Raw genomic sequence first — 16,506 nt, forward strand, 5'->3', positions numbered from 1 at the left:
CCGAGATCTCGGGGTCTATCGCAGCACAGCAGTCCGCGTTGTCCGAGGCTCACGCGCTGCTGGCAAGGAACCCCTAGCCGACACGTCATCTTGTAGGGAGCCACCACGACGGCGTAGACGAGGAGTCCACGGAGGGCGCTCGGCCGCAGCGCGCCGCTCCCGCGGGGGAGCGCCTCGCTCCTCGACCCGCGGGCCGCGCGCGGCGCGGTTGCGCTCCGTCCCCTCCTGCGCGTATCGTCCGCTCGACCTCGCGCAGGCGGGTCACAGGGCGACACTCTCATCACGCAGGCCGGAGCCAGCCTCACGAGACCGGAGCGAGCATGATCGACAACCCGATACTCCGGGGCTTTCACCCGGATCCCTCCATCGTCCGGGTGGGGGACGACTATTACATCGCGACGTCCACCTTCGAGTGGTTCCCGGGCGTGCGGCTCCACCACAGCCGTGATCTCCGGCACTGGCGGCCCGTCGGCTACGCCCTGGACCGCCGCTCGCAGCTCGACCTGCTCGGCAATCCGCGGTCCGGTGGCGTCTGGGCGCCTTGCCTCACCCACGCTTCCGGGGTGTTCTATCTCGTCTACACCGACGTCAAGTGCTGGGGCCGCGGCTTCGTGGACGCGCACAACTACCTGGTCACCGCGACCAGCATCGAGGGGCCCTGGTCCGAGCCCGCCGCGCTGAACCGGGGCGGCTTCGATCCCTCGCTCTTCCACGACACCGACGGCCGGGCGTGGCTCGTCAACATGCTGTGGGATCACCGCCCCGGCAACAACCAGTTTCCCGGCATCGTGCTGCAGGAGGTCGACCTGCAGCAGCGCCGGCTCATCGGAGAGCGTCGCTGGATCTTCTCCGGCAGCGGCCGTTCGTGCACCGAGGGGCCGCACCTCTACCGGCGCGGGGACTACTACTACCTCCTCGTGGCCGAGGGCGGCACGGCGTACGAGCACGCCGCGACGGTGGCGCGCGCTCGCCGCATCGAAGGGCCTTATGAGGTCGACCCCGGCGCGCCGCTCCTGACGTCTGTCCATGATCCCGGCCTCGAGCTCCAGAAGGCCGGGCACGGCTGTCTGGTCGAGACCGCGACGGGCGAGTGGTACCTGGCGCACCTGTGCGGCAGGCCGCTCCCGGGCGAGCGCCGTTGCATCCTCGGCCGCGAGACGGCGCTGCAGCGGGTGCGCTGGACCGACAGCGGCTGGCTTGCGCTCGACGCGCCGCGCCCGCCCGCGCCGGCCGCGCGTGTGCAAGCGCCCCGCCTTCCGGCGCACCCGTTCGAGGCGCCCCCGGCGCGCGACGACTTCGACCGGGACGCGCTGGGGGTCGACTACCAGGTGCTGCGCGACGTGCCCGACGAGCGCTGGATCTCGCTGCGCGAGCGCCCGGGCTTCCTGCGCCTGCGCGGCCGAGAGTCGCCGCAGTCGCTGCACCGGCAGAGCGTGGTTGGCCGTCGCCTGCAATCCATCCACTGCCGCGTGGAGACGTGCCTCGAGTTCGAGCCGACCTCGTACCAGCAGATGGCGGGGCTCATGTGCATGTACGACGACGAGAACTTCTTCTATGCGCTGCTCAGCCACGACGAGCGGGTCGGCCGTTCTCTCTCGCTCCTCGGCAGCGAGCACGGCAAGCTGACGTGGCTGACGGACCGCCCGCTCCCCGTCGCGTCCCCCCGCCTCCACCTTCGCTTCGATCTCGCCGGCAAGGATCTCCGGTTCTCATGCTCGACGGACGGCGAGCGCTTCGACGAGCTCGGCCCGGTCCTGGACGCGTCGCTCCTCTCGGACGAGCGCACCTCCCTCGGCATCGGCTTCACCGGCGCCTTCGCCGCCCTCTGCGCCCACGACCTCACCGGCGCCTTCTCCCCCGCCGATTTCGATTACCTCGACTACGTCGAGCTCCCGCCGAAGCGCTGAGTCCTTCTCCCCATCTCCCCCCTCGACGCAAGCGCCGGCGGGTGGGGCCGCGCTCGCCGGCGTGGCGCGGGCGGGCGCGCCCAGCACCGACCGAGGTGCCATAAGCTCCCAGCGGGCTCGGCGTCCCAGGCGCGCCTTGTGTGGCGCGCACCATAACGTCTCAGCTGGCGAGGCCCGAAGGGAGACATGCCGGGTGGTGTCCCCTGCGCAAGCTCCCCCGCCCCAGTCTTGCCGATTGGCCAGCGCCCGCTCGCGCCGCCGGCGAGCGCGGCCCCACCCGCCGGCGCGCCCCCCACGGGAACCCCTCCTAGAACTCCACGCCCACGTTCTCCACCCGCGCCTGCTCGATCGCGAACGTCGCCCGCGTCGTCGCCTCGATGCTCGCCCACGGGATCGGGCTCGGCCCGTCGCCGTTGCACGCCCGCACGAACGCCTCGAGCTGCGCCGCGTGCCCCTTGTCCGCCTTCAGCGCGCGCGTCGTCCTCGTCTTGCCGCGCTCGGTCACCGAGAGCGCTCGCCAGTCGGAGATCTGCGCGACCTTGCCCTCGCAGAACACCTCGTAGCTCTCCTTCGGGACGCTCGGGTCGCCCATCGCCGTGTAGATCAACGTCCCGACGCTGCCGTCCGCGAAGCTCAGCGTCGCGATGACGTTGTCGTCGCGGCGGTACGCGCCCTCCGCGCCGAGCCCGTGCGCGCTCGCCCGGACCGGCGCGGCGCCCGCCCAGTAGGACATCAGGTCGACGAAGTGGCAGCCCTCGCCGATGATGCGCCCGCCGCTCTCGGCCGCGTCCGCGATCCAGCTCGTCCCGGGGATGCGGCCGGCGTTGATGCGCGCGACCATGACGAGCCCGGCCCGCCGCCCCGCGAACGCCTCCCGCACCGCGACCGCGAACGGCGCGAACCGCCGGTTGAACCCGAGCTGCAGGCGGCCCTTTGCGCCCGCCACCGCCTCCGCGAGCTCTGCGAGCTGCGCCTCGTCGATGGCCGCCGGCTTCTCGAGGAACACGTCCCGGCCCGCGGCGAGCGCCTTCGCCGCCTGCGCCGCGTGGCCCGCGTGCCGCGTCGCGATCACCACCGCGTCGACCTCCGGCAGCGCGAGCGCGGCGTCGAGATCGCTCAGCACGTGCGCGGCGCCGAACCGGTCCGCCGCGTGCCGCGCCGAGAGCCCCCGGCCGGACACCGTCGCCACGAGCTTCGCGCCGGAGACCTTCGCGAGCGCCGGCAAGAGGACGCTCGTCGCGAACGCCCCGGTGCCCACCATCGCCACGCCTAACGTCGACCGCGTCGACCGATCGCGCCGGACGTGCGCCGCCGGCGCGGCGGCGGCCGCGCTCGCGCCGTTCGTCGCGCGCTCCTCGCGCTCGGCCGGGTACGTCAGGAGCACGCCGAGGTGCGGCTCCGGCCGCTCGCCGGTCACCACCGCGTACGCGTCGAGCGCGTCCTCGAAGGCGAAGCGGTGCGTCACCAGGCTCTTCACGTCGAGCCGCTTCGTCTCGATCGCGCGCAGCACCGCCTCGAAGTTGCGCCGCTCGGTCCAGCGCACGTACCCGATCGGGTAGTCGCGGCCGCGCTCCTCGTACTCGGGATCGTAGCGCCCGGGGCCGTAGCTGCGCGACACGACGAGCTCGAGCTCCTTGTCGAAGTACGTCTTGCGCGGCACCTCGAGCGGCATCAGCCCGACCATCACGACGCGCGCGCGATCGCGCGCCATCTCGCCGGCGGTGACCAGCGGCTCGTTCGTCGGCGACGAGGCCGTGATCACCACCGCGTCCGCGCCCAGCCCGCGCGTGTGCGCGCGCACCACCTCGATCGGGTCCTCGCTCGTGGGCACCGCGCCGGCCACCGCCCCGCGCGCCTTCGCCCGCTCGACCTTGGCCGGGTCGATGTCGACGCCGATCACGTCGCAGCCGTGCGCCGCGAGCAGCTGCACCGCCATCTGCCCGAGCAGCCCGAGGCCGATCACCACGACGCTCGCCCCGAGCGTCGGCCGCGCGAGCCGCACGCCGTGCAGCGCGATCGCGCCCACCGTCACGAACGAGGCCTCCTCGTCCGTGACCGCGTCCGGCACCGGCACGACGAGGTTCAGCGGGACCGCGTTGATCTCCGCGTGGTTCGCGAAGCCGGCGCCCGCGCACGCGACGCGATCGCCGCGGGTGAACCCCTGTGCGCCGGCGCCCACCGCCGCGACGCGGCCGGCGAGCGAGTAGCCGAGCGGGATCGGGTTGTCGAGCTTGGTCCGGACCGCGTCGAAGGCCGCGAGCACGCCCTCGCGCTTCGCCTTGTCGAACACCTTGGCGACGAGATCCGGCCGCTCCTTGGCCTTCGCGAGCAGGTTCTTGCGGGCCATGTCGACGATGGCGCGCTCCGTGCCGGCCGAGATCAACGAGACCGTGGTGTCCACCAGGACGCCGCCCGCGGGCGCCCGCGGCGCCGCCGTGTCCACGAGCGCGAGCTTCCCGGTCCGATAACTCTGAGATACCTGACGCATGCCGATTCTCCTCGAGCCTCTACCACTCCAAAACCCAGCGGAGCACGCCGCCCGGGGGGATCTCCCGCGCGTGCACGACCGCCGGCAGCGGGTCGCCGTGCCGCGGGTACCACCGGTCGGGGCTCGGCGGCGCGGGGTCGCCGCCCGCGGTCACGCGGAGGCGCGCCGCGGCCCCGGCGTCGAGCCGCAGGCGCGAGACCGCGCGGCGGAACGGGCCGGTCACCGTGTCCGTGATCTCGAGCCGACCGCGCTCCAGCACGAGCCGCCGCCGGTGCTCCGGTCCGCCGGGCATCCAGGCGTAGCCGTCGTGCGACGCCTCGGCGCAGGCGCTCCCGCCCTCGGCGCCGAGCGCGAGCAGCCGCCCCCGGGCGCGGCGCCCGACGCGGAAGCCGTCCCACACCTCGCAGGAGTCCGTGTCGTCGATCTCCACGGTGCTGTGCACGCGGGTCGAGCGCGTCGCGGTGCGGTCCGGGCCGTAGCCGTACGCCTCGATGCCGTAGTCGACCACCACGCGCGCGCCGTCCACCCAGAGCTCGAAGCCGAGGGCGTCCGCGTGCACGTGGCCGGGCTGGTACGCCGCCCCGTCCGGCCCCGCGTCGAACGCGAGCCACGCGCCAGGCGCCGCGAGCAGCGCCCAGCCCGTCGCGTCGAGCAGCGTCGCCCGCGCCTCGCTGGCCGCGCGCGCCTCGCCGGCCGCGCCGCGGTAGACCGAGAGGCCGCACGCGTCGCCGAGAGAGAGCACGTCGTCGAGCGCGGGCGCGGCGTCGAGCGCGGCGTCGTTGAAGAGGGGGTAGGTGCCGTCCGGCGCGCGCACCGCCGCCGCCCACGCGAGCGCCGCCCGGGCCGTCTCCCGCCACAGATCCGGCGCGCCGCGCCCGGAGGCGTCGGCGAGCTCGATCACCTCGAGCAGCCCCGTGAGCAGCCAGAGGTGGTAGCTGGCCGAGCCCTCGAAGTGCCCGCCGTCCGCGAGAAACTGCTCCGGCAGCTGCCACGCGAGCAGCGCGCAGCCGGCGCGCCACCACGCGTCCGCCTCGAGCCCCTCCGCCGCGGCGCCGCCGCACGCGAGCCCGAGGCCGTTCTCGAGGAGGTGGTTGCCGAGCAGGTGGAGCTCCGGCTGCACGAGCACCGCGCGGCAAGCCCGCGCGAGCTCGACCTCGCGGCCGGCCCCGCGCGCGCCGAGCCGCGCCGCGAGGGCGAGCTGCCGCGCGCGCACGGACGCGGGGTAGGGGTCGAACGCGAGGCCCGGCGCGCTCGGCAGGGCGCCCGGCGGGGGAGGGTCGTCGCCGACCAGCTCGAACCCGTACGTCGCCTCGTAGGCGCGCAGCTTGACCCCCGGCGGCAGCCGCGCGAGGCGCGCGGCGGCCCGGGCGCGGTCGCGCGCGGCGAAGGCGCGCAGGAACGGGTCGGCCGGCGGCCAGGCCGCGCGGAGCCGGGGAGCGCCCGCGCCCGGCGTGCGGCGGATCGCGCGCGCGAGCGCCAGGCTCGCCGGGCGCGCGAGCACCTGGAGCGGGTGGAGCGACCGCACCGTCCGCGCGATCCGCGCGGCGCGGCTCGAGAGGCTCATCGCGCGCACGCCGCCTCGCGGTTGCATGACCGGTCCGGGGTCCTCATCGCGCGCGCCGCCTCGTGGTTATGTGATACGTCCGGCATCCTCATCGGCCGCGCCCTCTCCTCGTGCCGCGCTCACCCGGCGCCGGCCGCCTCGGGGAGGTCGACCGAGACGTCGCGGCCGGCCGCGCGCGCGGCGCGCTCGAGGATCGCCGCGAACCGCGGCCAGACGACGTCGATGGTGTGGTTCTGCTCGATCTGCCGGCGGCCCGCGTCGCCCATGGCCCGCGCGAGCGCCGGGTCCTCCAGCAGGGTGCAGAGCGCGTCGGCCATGGCGTCCGTGTCGCCGACCGCGGTGACGAAGCCCGCGCGGCCCGGCGTCACGACGTCCTCGATCGCGCCGACGCGCGTGGCCACGACCGGCAGCGCCGCGGACATCGCCTCGAGCATCGCGTTCGGCAGGCCCTCCGCGTGGCTCGGCAGGAAGAACACGTCCGAGCGCAGGAGGTGCTCGAACACCTCCTCCTTCGGGAGCCACCCCTTGCAGTCCACGTGCGCCGCGATGCCCTTCTGCGCCGCCGCGGCGCGGAGCTCCGCCTCGTCGCGGCCGCCGCCGATGAGCGTGAGCGTCGCGTCGGGCACCCGCCGGAGGACCTTCTCGAGCGCGTCGAGCGCGTCGAACACGCCCTTCGGGCGGTAGACCCACCCGACGTACACGATGCGCTTGCCCGGCGCGCCCCGCCGGGCGATCCGCTCGCGGTCGATCAGCGGGATCGCGTTCAGGATCTCGACGACCTTGCCGCGGCCGCCCGGGAACGCCTCGAAGAAGCGCACCCAGAAGGGCCCCTGCGCCACGATGCCGTGGCAGCTCTCGACCACGCGCGACATCCACCACCGCATCAGGCGGCTGCGCTCGCACTCGTCCGCGATCGCGCCCGTGCTGAACCGGAGCACCGCGCCGCGCCCGCACGCGCTCGCGATGACGCCCATGAGCCCCTTCTCCACGACGCTCAGGCCGCTCGACGCGAAGATGAGCGCGACGTCCGCGGAGGGCAGCAGCCGGGTGAAGGTCGCGAGCCGGCGCGCCGCGCTCCCGAGCCGCACCGCGAAGGGCGGCGGGGGCGACGAGGGCATCGTCGTCGACATCGGGATCACCTCCACGTGATCCACGAGCGGGCTGCTCATCAACGAAGAGGCCGCGGCGAGCTGCCCCCCGGTGTCGCCGTTGGCGAGGGGCTTCAAGCCGGCCACGAAAAGGACGCGAAGTTTCCTCGTCATCGAAGTGCCCGCCGTGCGCGGTCGCGCAAGCAAATTCCCCGGAGGGGCGCGGCACTCTAGCCGCCCTCCGCCGAGCCGCAAGCCTGTCCTGCGCGGCGATCCCGTCGCGCCGCGCGCGGTCGCGTGGCCGCTCAGGGCGCCGCCCGCGCGTGCTCCTCCCGCTTCGCGGGCCGCCCGCCCTTGCGCGCGAGCGCGGGCTTCTCGACGAGGCGCCAGGACGCGAACGCCGCGATCACCGCGACGCCGAGCGCCGCGAGCACGTACGAGGGGCGGCCCACGAGGCCGAGCTCGACGAGCACGTTGATGATCACCATGTGGTAGAGATAGAAGCCGTACGAAATGTCCTGATGGCGAAGCGCCCTCGCGCTCAGCCACGGCGCGCTGAACGCACCCGAGAGCACCGTGGCGGCCAGCATCACCCGCGCGAGGGCGGTGAGCAGCGGCCCCCCCAGGATCTCCTGCCGCAGCGCCAGGGCGAGGGCGGTGTACAGCACGATCCAGAGCAGGAAGCGCCCTCGGAGCAGGCGCTCGACGACGTCCCAGTTGCGCTGCGCGAGCACCCCCAGGAGGAACATGTAGAGGTGCGGCGCGAGGGTGACCTGCACGAGCTTGGTCCGCATCGCCTCGGGCGGGTCGAACGCGCCGGTGCTCATCGCGTAGCCCACCGCGAACGAGGCGAGCGCCACGAGGCCGAGGAGCGCGTTGCTGGTGCGCCGCGCGCGCCCGTGCACGAGCGCGCCGTAGAGGGCGGGGACACAGACGTAGAAGGTGAGCTCGACCGGGATCGTCCAGAGGCTGCCGTTGAGCACGCCGACGCCGAACCCGCGCAGGAACGGCGGGTTGTAGAACTGCACGAGGGTGATCTGGCCGGCGAGCCACGCCGCGAAATGCGGCGAGAGCACGACGTCCGGCGGCAGGAACCCGAACGCGCCCGCGACGGCCAGCGAGATCGCGAGGCAGACCCACAGCGCGGGGTAAATCCGGAGCAGGCGCGCGCGGAAGTAGCTGCGCAGGTCGGGGTTCCGCTCGTAGGACGCGGAGATCAGGAAGCCCGACACGACGAAGAAGATCGGCACGCCGGGGAACACCCGGAGCACCTCGGCGAGGTGCGCCCACACGCCCTCGGGCGGGACCTTCATGTGCGCGCTGGCGTGGAACAGCGCGACCTGCAGGGCCGCGAGGATGCGCACCAGATCGAAGTTGTTCTCGCGCGCCGCGATGCGGGCGGCGGGGCGCGCCTCCGGCGGCGGGGTGAGGGGCTCGGCGAGGGCTTGCGTCATGGGCGGCGCCGCGAGGGGTCCGTGTCTGTTACCGCCCTTCGCCCCGCGGCGCGAGACACGCGCGTGGAGGACGGGACAGGGGATCTGGAGCTCTCATGAGGATCGAGCAGAAGATGAGGTTATCGTGGGTGCCCTGTGAGGTAGGCGGCCTTCCCGTCGCAGGGCAGCGCGCCGCCGCGCCGCCCCGTCACCCCGCGGCGCTCGCCTCGGGCGACACGGGGAGCGCCACGAAGAACGTCGCGCCCTGGGAGACCACGCTCTCGACCCAGATGCGCCCGCCGTGCCCCTCGACGATGCGCTGCGCGATGGCGAGCCCGAGGCCCGTGGAGCGCTCGCCGCCGGTGCTGACCGTCCGCGCCCGGCCGAACGGGCGGAAGAGCTTGCCGATGTCCTCCGGCGCGATGCCGGGCCCCTCGTCCTGGACCGAGACGATCACCTCGGTGTCCGACGCGCTGGTCCCGGGGGCGGCGGGCGCGCTCCGGACGCGCACGCGGATGGTCGTGCCGGGCGGCGAGTAATGGATCGCGTTGCTGATGAGGTTGTTGAGCACCTGCTCCAGTTTGTGGACGTCCACGTCCACGCGCGGGACGCGCTCGTCGCTCTCCACGACGAGGCGCATGCTCTTCTGCCCGGCCAGCACCATGTTGAGCGCCACGTTCGACTCGACGAGCTGGACGACATCCGTGCTCTTCCGGTCGAGGTTCAGCTTGCCGAGCTCGATCATCGAGACGTCGAGCAGATCGTTGATGAGCGAGAGCATGAATTTGCTCGAGCTCCTGATCATCTCGACGATCTCGACGCCGCCCTCCTGGAGCAGGGACCCGGGCGCCCCGCGCCGGTGGGTCATCAGCATGAAGTCGCTGTAGCCGAGGATGACGCCCAGCGGGTTCCTGAGGTCGTGGGCCGCCATACCGACGAAGCGGTTCTTCTCCTCGTTCAGCCGGATGAGCTCGGCGTTCTTGGCCGCGAGCTCCTCGTGCATCTGGACGAGCTGCCGGTTGCTCTCCTCGAGCGTGTCGGCGTACTGCTTGAGCTTGAGCTGGCTCCTCTTGTGCTCGATGGCGTAGCGGATCGTGCGCTCCAGGATCTGCGCGTCGAACCGCCCCTTCACCAGGTAGTCCGCGGCGCCGGCGCTCATCGCGGCCATGTCGATCGCCTCGTCGCCGACGCCGGTCAGCATGATGATCGGGATCGTGCAGCCGAGGTGGTTCGCCTCGTGCACGACGTCGAGGCCGGTGCGCGCGTCGAGCCGGTAGTCGAGGAGGCAGACGTCGTAGCCGCCGGCGAGCAGCGCGTCGATCGCCTCGTCCGACGTGCTCAGCCACGTCACGTCGTAGCGGGTCCGGGACACCTCGCGCAGGAGCCGCCGCGTGACGAGGTGATCGACCTCGTCGTCGTCAACCAGAAGGACCTTGATCTCGCTGTCGTTCATCGGGAGCCTCGACGCTGCCGGCCAGGCGGGACATCGCCCCTCGCGCGCCGGCCCTCGCCGCGCCGTTGGACGGCCGCGGTCATGATCGTCGTCATCGCGGCCGGCGCTTCTGCTCGTTCGCGACGCCGACGAGCGCGCGCGCCAGGGTGATGAGCTGCCCCGCGTCGAACGGCTTGACGAGGAACGCCGAGGCGCCGAGGCGCGACAGGCACTGCCAGTCGGCCGCGCCCCCGGTCCCGGTCGCCACGATGATCGGGAAGTCGCCCCCCCGCGGCAGCTTCCGCACCGCGGCCGTCAGCGCGATCCCGTCGAGGCCGGGCATGTCGAGGTCGAACACGCCGAGCGCCGGAGGGTTCGCCTCGATCGCGGCGAGCGCCGCCGAGCCGTCCGGCGCGGTCTCGATCAGCGCGCCGGGCAGCGCCTGGGCGAGCACGTTGCTGAGGAAGGTGCGGAACGCCGGGCTGTCGTCGGCGACCATGATGCGCGTCGTGGGCGCGTACGTCGGGAGGGAGCTGCGCGCGTCGAGCAGCGCCTCGCGCAGCGCGTCGGCGCTCGCCGTGCGCTGCTCGGGTTCCTTGGCCAGCGCGGCGAGCACGGGCGCGTCGAACGACGCCGGGAGGTCAGGGCAGAGCTCGCTCGGCGGGACCGGCGGCTGATACGCGTGCTGCATGACGAGGTCGATCGTGCTCGAGCTCTGGAAGGGCAGGCGGCCCGCGAGCAGAAAGTAAGCGACCACCCCGAGCGCGTAGACGTCGATCCGCGGCAGCAGCGCCGGATCGAGCTGCCGCCCCAGCGCCACCTCGGGCGCCAGGTACGCCGGGGTGCCGGAGAAGGCGAGCTCGATCCGGTCGCCGCGGGGGATCCGCTTCGCGAGGCCGAGATCGGCCACGACCACGCGCAGCGCGCTGCCCACGAGGATGTTGCTCGGCTTGACGTCGCGGTGCGCGATGCCGGACGCGTGGATCGCCCCGACGCCCAGGCAGGCCTGGTCCAGGATGCTCAGCGCCTCGTCGAGGCCGAGCCGGCCGCCCTTGCCGTGCACGTAGGTGTCGAGCGTCACCCCGGGCACGTACTGCATCACAAAGTAAGGAGCATTTCCGTACTCGCCGAACGCGTAGATCTCCACGACGTTCGGGTGGTGGACGCGCGCCATCGCCCGCGCCTCGGCGAGCAGCCGGGCCTGCATCTGCGCGTTGTCGAGCTGCTCGGGCCGGAGCAGCTTGATCGCGACGTCCCGCTGGAGCTGCTCGTCGCGCGCCAGCAGGATGACGCCCATGGCGCCTTCGCCGAGCCGCCCGATGACGCGATAGACGCCACCCAGTAAACTCCCGTCGGGAGGCACCTGAATTGCGGCGCCGCCCTCGTGCATGCTCGATCGGGTTGCGGCCAGCGCGAGCTCTTCATCGCTGAGCGTCGAGCTGTCGCCGTACCGCTCGACGAGCGGCTCCGGGCGCCCGGGAGACCGGTCGCGCACCACGGTGTCGACGCCGGGCAGCGTATCCGCGGTGTCGGGCGGGAGCGGTGTCCGGGGACCGCCGCCGTTCTCGCTGCCGGAGCTGAGGCCAGGCGGGCCGTCCGCCGCGTCTACCATGGAGCGCATGATACGTGCCTGGCCCATGCCTATCAACGACGAGTGACAAGTTCGAAAGACGCGGAGCAATGTGTGCGCCGCTGTCCGACGGCGCGTGGCCGTCGACCGCCGCCCGTGCTGAAGATGCTCCCGCGCGGCGTCAAGTACAATGTCAACTGTGTGTCGGGATCGCGTTCGGTCCAGCGCCTGGCCCGGTCGGCGAGCTCAGCGCTCGGGCGCTCGCCGGCGCCGCAGGAGGAGCGGCTCGGCTGCGGCGGCCTCTGCGGGCGCCGCGCGCGGCCGCGGGCCCCGCTCAGGCGGCCCCGATCTCCGCGAGGTAGGCCTTCGCGAGGTGGAAGTTGTCGTTCTGGGAAGGGTGGAAGTCGCGGCGCACATACTCGCGTAGCCCGCGGAGGAACACGTTTTTCAGCACGGAGTGGCGCCTCTTGAAATCGCGGCGCGGGGCCCGCTCGCCGCGGCCGAGCTCCTGCGGGAGCAGGACGACGAGCGCGGCGATCCAGAACATCGCGAGCGTGAGCGTCGCGAGCGCGAAGCCTCGAATCCGGAGCGAGTAGCTCGGGTTCACGGTCTTCAGCACGTCGAAGGCCACGGTCTTGTGCTCGATCTCCTCGGCAGCGTGCCAGAGCAGGAGCGCCTTCGCGGTCGGATGGGCCGTGTCGAGCGTCCCGGCCGAGAGCGCGCCCTCCGCCATGAGCGCGGTGTAGTGCTCGAGCGCCGCGGTGACCGAGAGCCGCAGCTCTGGCGAGCACAGGCGCTCGATGCCGTCGTAGGCGACGCGCTCGTAGGCGCGGAGGAACCGGTCGATCTCATAGCCCTGCTCCCGGAGCAGCTCGAAGAACCGCTCGTGCGCCTTCGCGTGGTGGCCCTCCTGCCCGAAGAACGCCTTCATCTGCGCGCGCAGCGCCGGGTCGTGGATCCGGTCTGCGTAGCGCGCGACGCTCCGGATGAAGAAGCGCTCCCCCGCGGGAAAAAGCAGGTTGACCGCGTTGGCGACGTGGGTCGGCACCGCGGCGCCCCCGAGCCAGTGGCGCGGGAGCCCCTCCTCGAACGACACGGGCGGCTTGCGCGGCGTGAAGGTCGATTGCTCGGCGACCATCGTGGTTTCCTCCTCCTGCCCAGGCCGCGCCCCGAGGCGCCCGACCGGGACCTCCAGCGCGCCCAGGGAATGAGCCGAGGAGCACCCTAGCAGCTATTGAACAGAAGTCAATAGCGGCCGGGCGGGCGGTCACGGGTTGTAGTGTTTGCCGCTGCGGTAGCTCGCGATGGCGAGCTCCACGGGGCGGAAGAGCGGCGAGGGCAGCGCGTCGAGCGGGTACCACCCCCAGCCGGCGATCTTGTGGGGCTCGCGTTCCTCGGGTTCGCCCTCGAACTCTTCTGCGAGCATCTGGATGTCCACGTAGTGCTTCCCGTAGGCGATGATGTTGCTCAGGCACAGGAAGGAGAGCTTCTTGACGACGAGGCCGCTCTCTTCGCGCACCTCGCGCCGTGCGCAGTCCTCGATCGACTCGCCGAGCTCGAGGTGCCCGCCGCACCACGAGTAGCTGCCGTCGCCGTGGCTGCCGCGCCGCCGCGCGAGGAGCACGTGTCCTTTGCGCATCAGCATGACGCCCACGCCCACCTGCGGCCGCTCTGCGGTGTTGTTCCTGACGATCGCCTCTCCCACGGGACGCCTCCTCTTCCCAGCGCGCCGCGGCGCGCGGCCGGCCCTCTAGCACACGGGCGGCGCTGGGGGCGGGGGCCTTGGATCGAGCTGCCCGGCCCCCTGAGAGGGTGTTCGTGGGGCGGCGCGGGGGCCCCGCCGAACTCGCCTGAGACGTCCTCTCCCCGGCGCGCTGCGCACGCCGGAGAGAGGACGTCTCAGGCTCAAACACGGCCCGTCCCCCGCGCCGCCCCACGAACACCCTCTCAGGGGGCCTACGGTATCTCCATGGAATTCACGCCTCCCCCACCCCGGCTCCGACGGTGAGCGCCGGCGGGTGGGTCCGCGCTCGCCGACGTGGCGCGGGCGGGCGCGCCGAGCACCGACCGAGGTGCCATAATCTCCCAGAGGGCTCGAGGTCCCAGGCGCGCCTCGTGTGGCGCGCAACGAGACGTCCCAGCTGGCGAGGCCCGAAGGGAGACATGCCGGGCGGTGTTCTCAGCGCAAGCTCCCTCGTCCCAGTCTTGCCGATTGGCCAGCGCCCGCCCGCGCCACGTCGGCGAGCGCGGACCCACCCGCCGGCGCGGCGCCGCTCGGAACCCCCCCAAGACCGCCACTTCCCATTTGACTTTTGAGTGAACGCGCGTACCGTGCCAGTCCCGATGGACGTTTTCCTCCCCTGGGAGCTGAATCCTGCCCTGGACCAGAGCCGGCTTGTCCTTCTGGCGCAGACCGCGGTCAACGTCCGCAACAAGGCGTTCAGCGAGGCGAACCGCGAGGAAGGCGACACGAGCTGGGGTATCGGTTGCAAGGCGCACGAGCGGCTCGGCCACGCCCTCTGCCGGCTCGCCGAGAGCGGCAAACACCCCTGGCTCTCGGTCCACCGGGACGGCCTGTACCTGATGCCGCTCATCGAGGGCGTCGCCGTGCGCGTGTACCGCGGCCCCGCCGACAAACCGTCGCAGCGGCACCTCGAGGCGGCCCGCATCGAGCACAACCGCCGCTCGGAGCCCCGCCAGATGGCGTTCTCGTTCATGGGGCAACCCGACGAGCCGGACGGCCCGTGGTTCTGGATGATGGCGATCGAAACGGACGTGGAGGGGAGGGCGCTCCGCGCCGTGTTCTTCCAGGCCAACGAGGCGGGGGGAACCCGGAACGCCTGGGAAGCTCCGGTGGAGCTCTCCGCCGCGCCCGCGGTCGACGCGCCCGCTGCCGCCGCGCCCGCGCCCGCGGTCGACGCGGCCACGCCCGCTGCCGCCGCGCCCGCGCCGCAGGAAAAACCGACGCGCCCGGCCCGCCCGCGCGCGGCGGCGGGCGCTGCGGCGAAGGGCGCGCTCCTGTCGCGCGACGGGCGGCCCCTCTTCCAGGCGCAGACCGTGCCCCTGCCGCTCGTGATTCAACCGAGCTGACGGCTCCCAGCCGAGCTGACGGCTCCCAGCCGAGCTGGCGGCGCCCAGCCGGAGCGTGGATCAGCGCGCAGGCCGACCCTCGGAGATGGGCGCGTCCTCTCCCCGGATGTTCGGCTCCGCCCGGAGCTCGCCCTCCATGATCGTGACCGCCTGGCCGCCGAGATCGACGCGGTCGCCGCGCAGGCGCACCCGCACCACGCCCCCGCGCGCGGAGGCCTGGTACGCGGTCATCTCCGTCTTGCCGAGGCGCCCCGCCCAGAACGGCGTCAGGCAACAATGGGCGGATCCGGTCACCGGATCCTCGTTGACGCCCGCGGCGGGCGCGAAGAAGCGCGAGACGAAATCGAAGTCCCTGGACGAGCTCCGGCTGGTCACGATGACGCCCCTCACCGGCAACGTCGCGAGCAGGCCGAAGTCGGGGCGCGCGGCGCGGACCTCGTCCTCCGAGCTCACCAGCACGAGGTAGTCGAACGCGCTCCTGCCGACGTAGAGCGCCTTCACGCGCAGCGCCTCCTCCAGGCCCGGCGGCGTCGCCGCCTTCTCCTCGCGCTTCGCCGGGAAATCGAGCTCGATCCACCCGCCGTCGCGGCGCGTCGCGGTGACCGGGCCGCTCTGCGTGGAGAAGCGGGCCTGAACGTCCCGCGCGAGCAGGCCTGTCTCCCAGAGGACATGCGCGCTCGCCAGCGTGGCGTGCCCGCACAGCGCGACCTCCACCGTCGGCGTGAACCAGCGGAGGTCGTAGCCGCCGTCGTCGCGGCCGACCAGGAAGGCCGTCTCGGACAGGTTCATCTCGCGCGCGACCGCCTGCATCCACGCCGCCGGGCGCGCCTCGGGCAACACGCAGACCGCCGCCGGATTGCCGCGGTACGGCTTCGCCGTGAACGCATCGACCTGGGTGATCCGAAGACTCATTGCGATCGACTACCGCGGCCGTGCTGCGCAGTCCATCGCGGAAGCGGTGAAGCGGCTGACCCCGGAGTGGAGCGCTCCAGTCCTGGCTGGACGACCGTCGAGCTCCGTAGTGCGCCGAACCGCGGTTACACCGGCATTCCCATGGTCCGGCGGAGCGCGTCGAACTCCTCGGTGAAACGTCCGCCGCGGCCGCGCAGCACGAGCGGCGGCTCGTCGCCGCGCCCCGCCGCCTCGCCCGCGCGGCGCAGGGCGTAGACCGAGAACAGCGCCGCCTTGCCCTCCTTCGGGACGACATCGCGCCACGCCTCGAGCGCGAGGCCCGCGGCCGCCGCCGCCGCCTCGACCCGCCCCCGCTGCCGCGCCGCCGCGCAGGCCACGAACGGCGCGCCGGGCGCGAGCAGCCGCGCCGCCGCGAGGCAGTAGTCCTCCACGCCGCCCCGGTGCTCGAAGCGGCACGGGCCGCACTGCACCCGATCGGACTCGATGCCCGTCCCGACCGGCAGGTACGGCGGCGTCCCCGTCACGAGCTCCGCCGGCCCGAGCCCCTCGAGCGCCGCCGGATCGCGCAGGTCGCCCCAGCGGACCTCGCAGCGCCCGTCCACGCCGTTCCAGGCGACCGAGCGCCGCGCCATCGCCGCGCTCACCTCCTGCGCCTCCACGCCCGCGCAGCGCGCCTCGGGGAACCGCCAGGCGGTGAACAGGAGCACGGTGCCGATCCCGCACCCGAGATCCACCACGCGGCGCGGGGGCGCGCCCTTCACCTGCTCCGCCGCGAACCAGGCCGTCACGAGGTCGTCGGCCGACCAGCGGTGGCCGTCGAGCCGCTGCAGGATGCGGAAATCGCCCGAGAGATGGCAGAGGTCCTCGCCGGGGCCAGGCCAGACCTCCGGCCGATCCGGCGTCACGGGGCGCGGCCCCGGGGCCACCCACCCGGGCGGGCGGCGCGCGGGCCGGACGAGCCCGCCGCGCGGCGAGATCGAGGGCTGGACGTCAGGGGGAGCGATCATCGGGCCCCATGTACC

General features: G+C 73.3%; 12 protein-coding genes. 2 read left to right on the forward strand and 10 right to left on the reverse strand.

What is annotated here, in order from left to right; translation table 11 throughout:
• Positions 1-320: 320 nt before the first annotated feature.
• On the forward strand, positions 321-1,907 hold the full coding sequence (locus tag WMF43_RS12730; protein WP_437680139.1) for a glycoside hydrolase family 43 protein: 1,587 nt from the start codon (positions 321-323) through the stop codon (positions 1,905-1,907).
• 307 nt (positions 1,908-2,214) lie between these two features.
• Here WMF43_RS12730 and WMF43_RS12735 read toward each other — a convergent pair whose 3' ends face one another.
• The 8 genes from WMF43_RS12735 to WMF43_RS12770 all read right to left on the reverse strand — a co-directional run bounded on the left by WMF43_RS12735 (position 2,215) and on the right by WMF43_RS12770 (position 13,187).
• Positions 2,215-4,395, reverse strand: coding sequence for a bi-domain-containing oxidoreductase (locus WMF43_RS12735; protein WP_437680141.1), 2,181 nt, complete (start codon positions 4,393-4,395; stop codon positions 2,215-2,217).
• A gap of 19 nt (positions 4,396-4,414) precedes the next feature.
• Positions 4,415-5,986: a heparinase II/III domain-containing protein gene (locus tag WMF43_RS12740; protein ID WP_437680143.1), complete on the reverse strand. Its 1,572-nt coding sequence runs from the start codon at positions 5,984-5,986 to the stop codon at positions 4,415-4,417.
• A gap of 92 nt (positions 5,987-6,078) precedes the next feature.
• On the reverse strand, positions 6,079-7,185 hold the full coding sequence (locus WMF43_RS12745; protein WP_437680145.1) for a glycosyltransferase family 4 protein: 1,107 nt from the start codon (positions 7,183-7,185) through the stop codon (positions 6,079-6,081).
• 167 nt (positions 7,186-7,352) lie between these two features.
• Positions 7,353-8,501, reverse strand: a complete 1,149-nt coding sequence (locus WMF43_RS12750) for an acyltransferase family protein (RefSeq protein ID WP_437680147.1) — start codon at positions 8,499-8,501, stop codon at positions 7,353-7,355.
• A gap of 187 nt (positions 8,502-8,688) precedes the next feature.
• On the reverse strand, positions 8,689-9,933 hold the full coding sequence (locus WMF43_RS12755; RefSeq protein ID WP_437680148.1) for an ATP-binding protein: 1,245 nt from the start codon (positions 9,931-9,933) through the stop codon (positions 8,689-8,691).
• Between the two features lie 91 nt (positions 9,934-10,024).
• The gene (locus WMF43_RS12760) at positions 10,025-11,524 is read right to left on the reverse strand and encodes a protein kinase domain-containing protein (protein ID WP_437680150.1); all 1,500 of its coding nucleotides are present in this window, start codon (positions 11,522-11,524) and stop codon (positions 10,025-10,027) included.
• A gap of 292 nt (positions 11,525-11,816) precedes the next feature.
• Positions 11,817-12,620, reverse strand: coding sequence for a metal-dependent hydrolase (locus WMF43_RS12765; protein ID WP_437680152.1), 804 nt, complete (start codon positions 12,618-12,620; stop codon positions 11,817-11,819).
• Between the two features lie 129 nt (positions 12,621-12,749).
• A complete protein-coding gene (locus WMF43_RS12770; RefSeq protein WP_437680154.1) occupies positions 12,750-13,187 on the reverse strand; it encodes a nucleotide triphosphate diphosphatase NUDT15 in 438 nt (145 codons plus the stop codon).
• A gap of 638 nt (positions 13,188-13,825) precedes the next feature.
• Between WMF43_RS12770 and WMF43_RS12775 the strand changes: the two genes are divergently transcribed.
• A complete protein-coding gene (locus tag WMF43_RS12775) occupies positions 13,826-14,572 on the forward strand; it encodes a hypothetical protein (protein ID WP_437680156.1) in 747 nt (248 codons plus the stop codon).
• A gap of 60 nt (positions 14,573-14,632) precedes the next feature.
• Here the strand turns inward: WMF43_RS12775 and WMF43_RS12780 are convergent, their stop codons facing one another.
• Both WMF43_RS12780 and WMF43_RS12785 read right to left on the reverse strand, forming a co-directional pair.
• Positions 14,633-15,484, reverse strand: coding sequence for a PhzF family phenazine biosynthesis protein (locus WMF43_RS12780; RefSeq protein WP_437680158.1), 852 nt, complete (start codon positions 15,482-15,484; stop codon positions 14,633-14,635).
• 125 nt (positions 15,485-15,609) lie between these two features.
• Positions 15,610-16,491: a tRNA1(Val) (adenine(37)-N6)-methyltransferase gene (locus WMF43_RS12785; protein WP_437680160.1), complete on the reverse strand. Its 882-nt coding sequence runs from the start codon at positions 16,489-16,491 to the stop codon at positions 15,610-15,612.
• Positions 16,492-16,506: the final 15 nt, after the last annotated feature.

The organism is Sorangium sp. So ce131 (assembly GCF_051519095.1).
Lineage (GTDB): Bacteria > Myxococcota_A > Polyangia > Polyangiales > Polyangiaceae > Sorangium.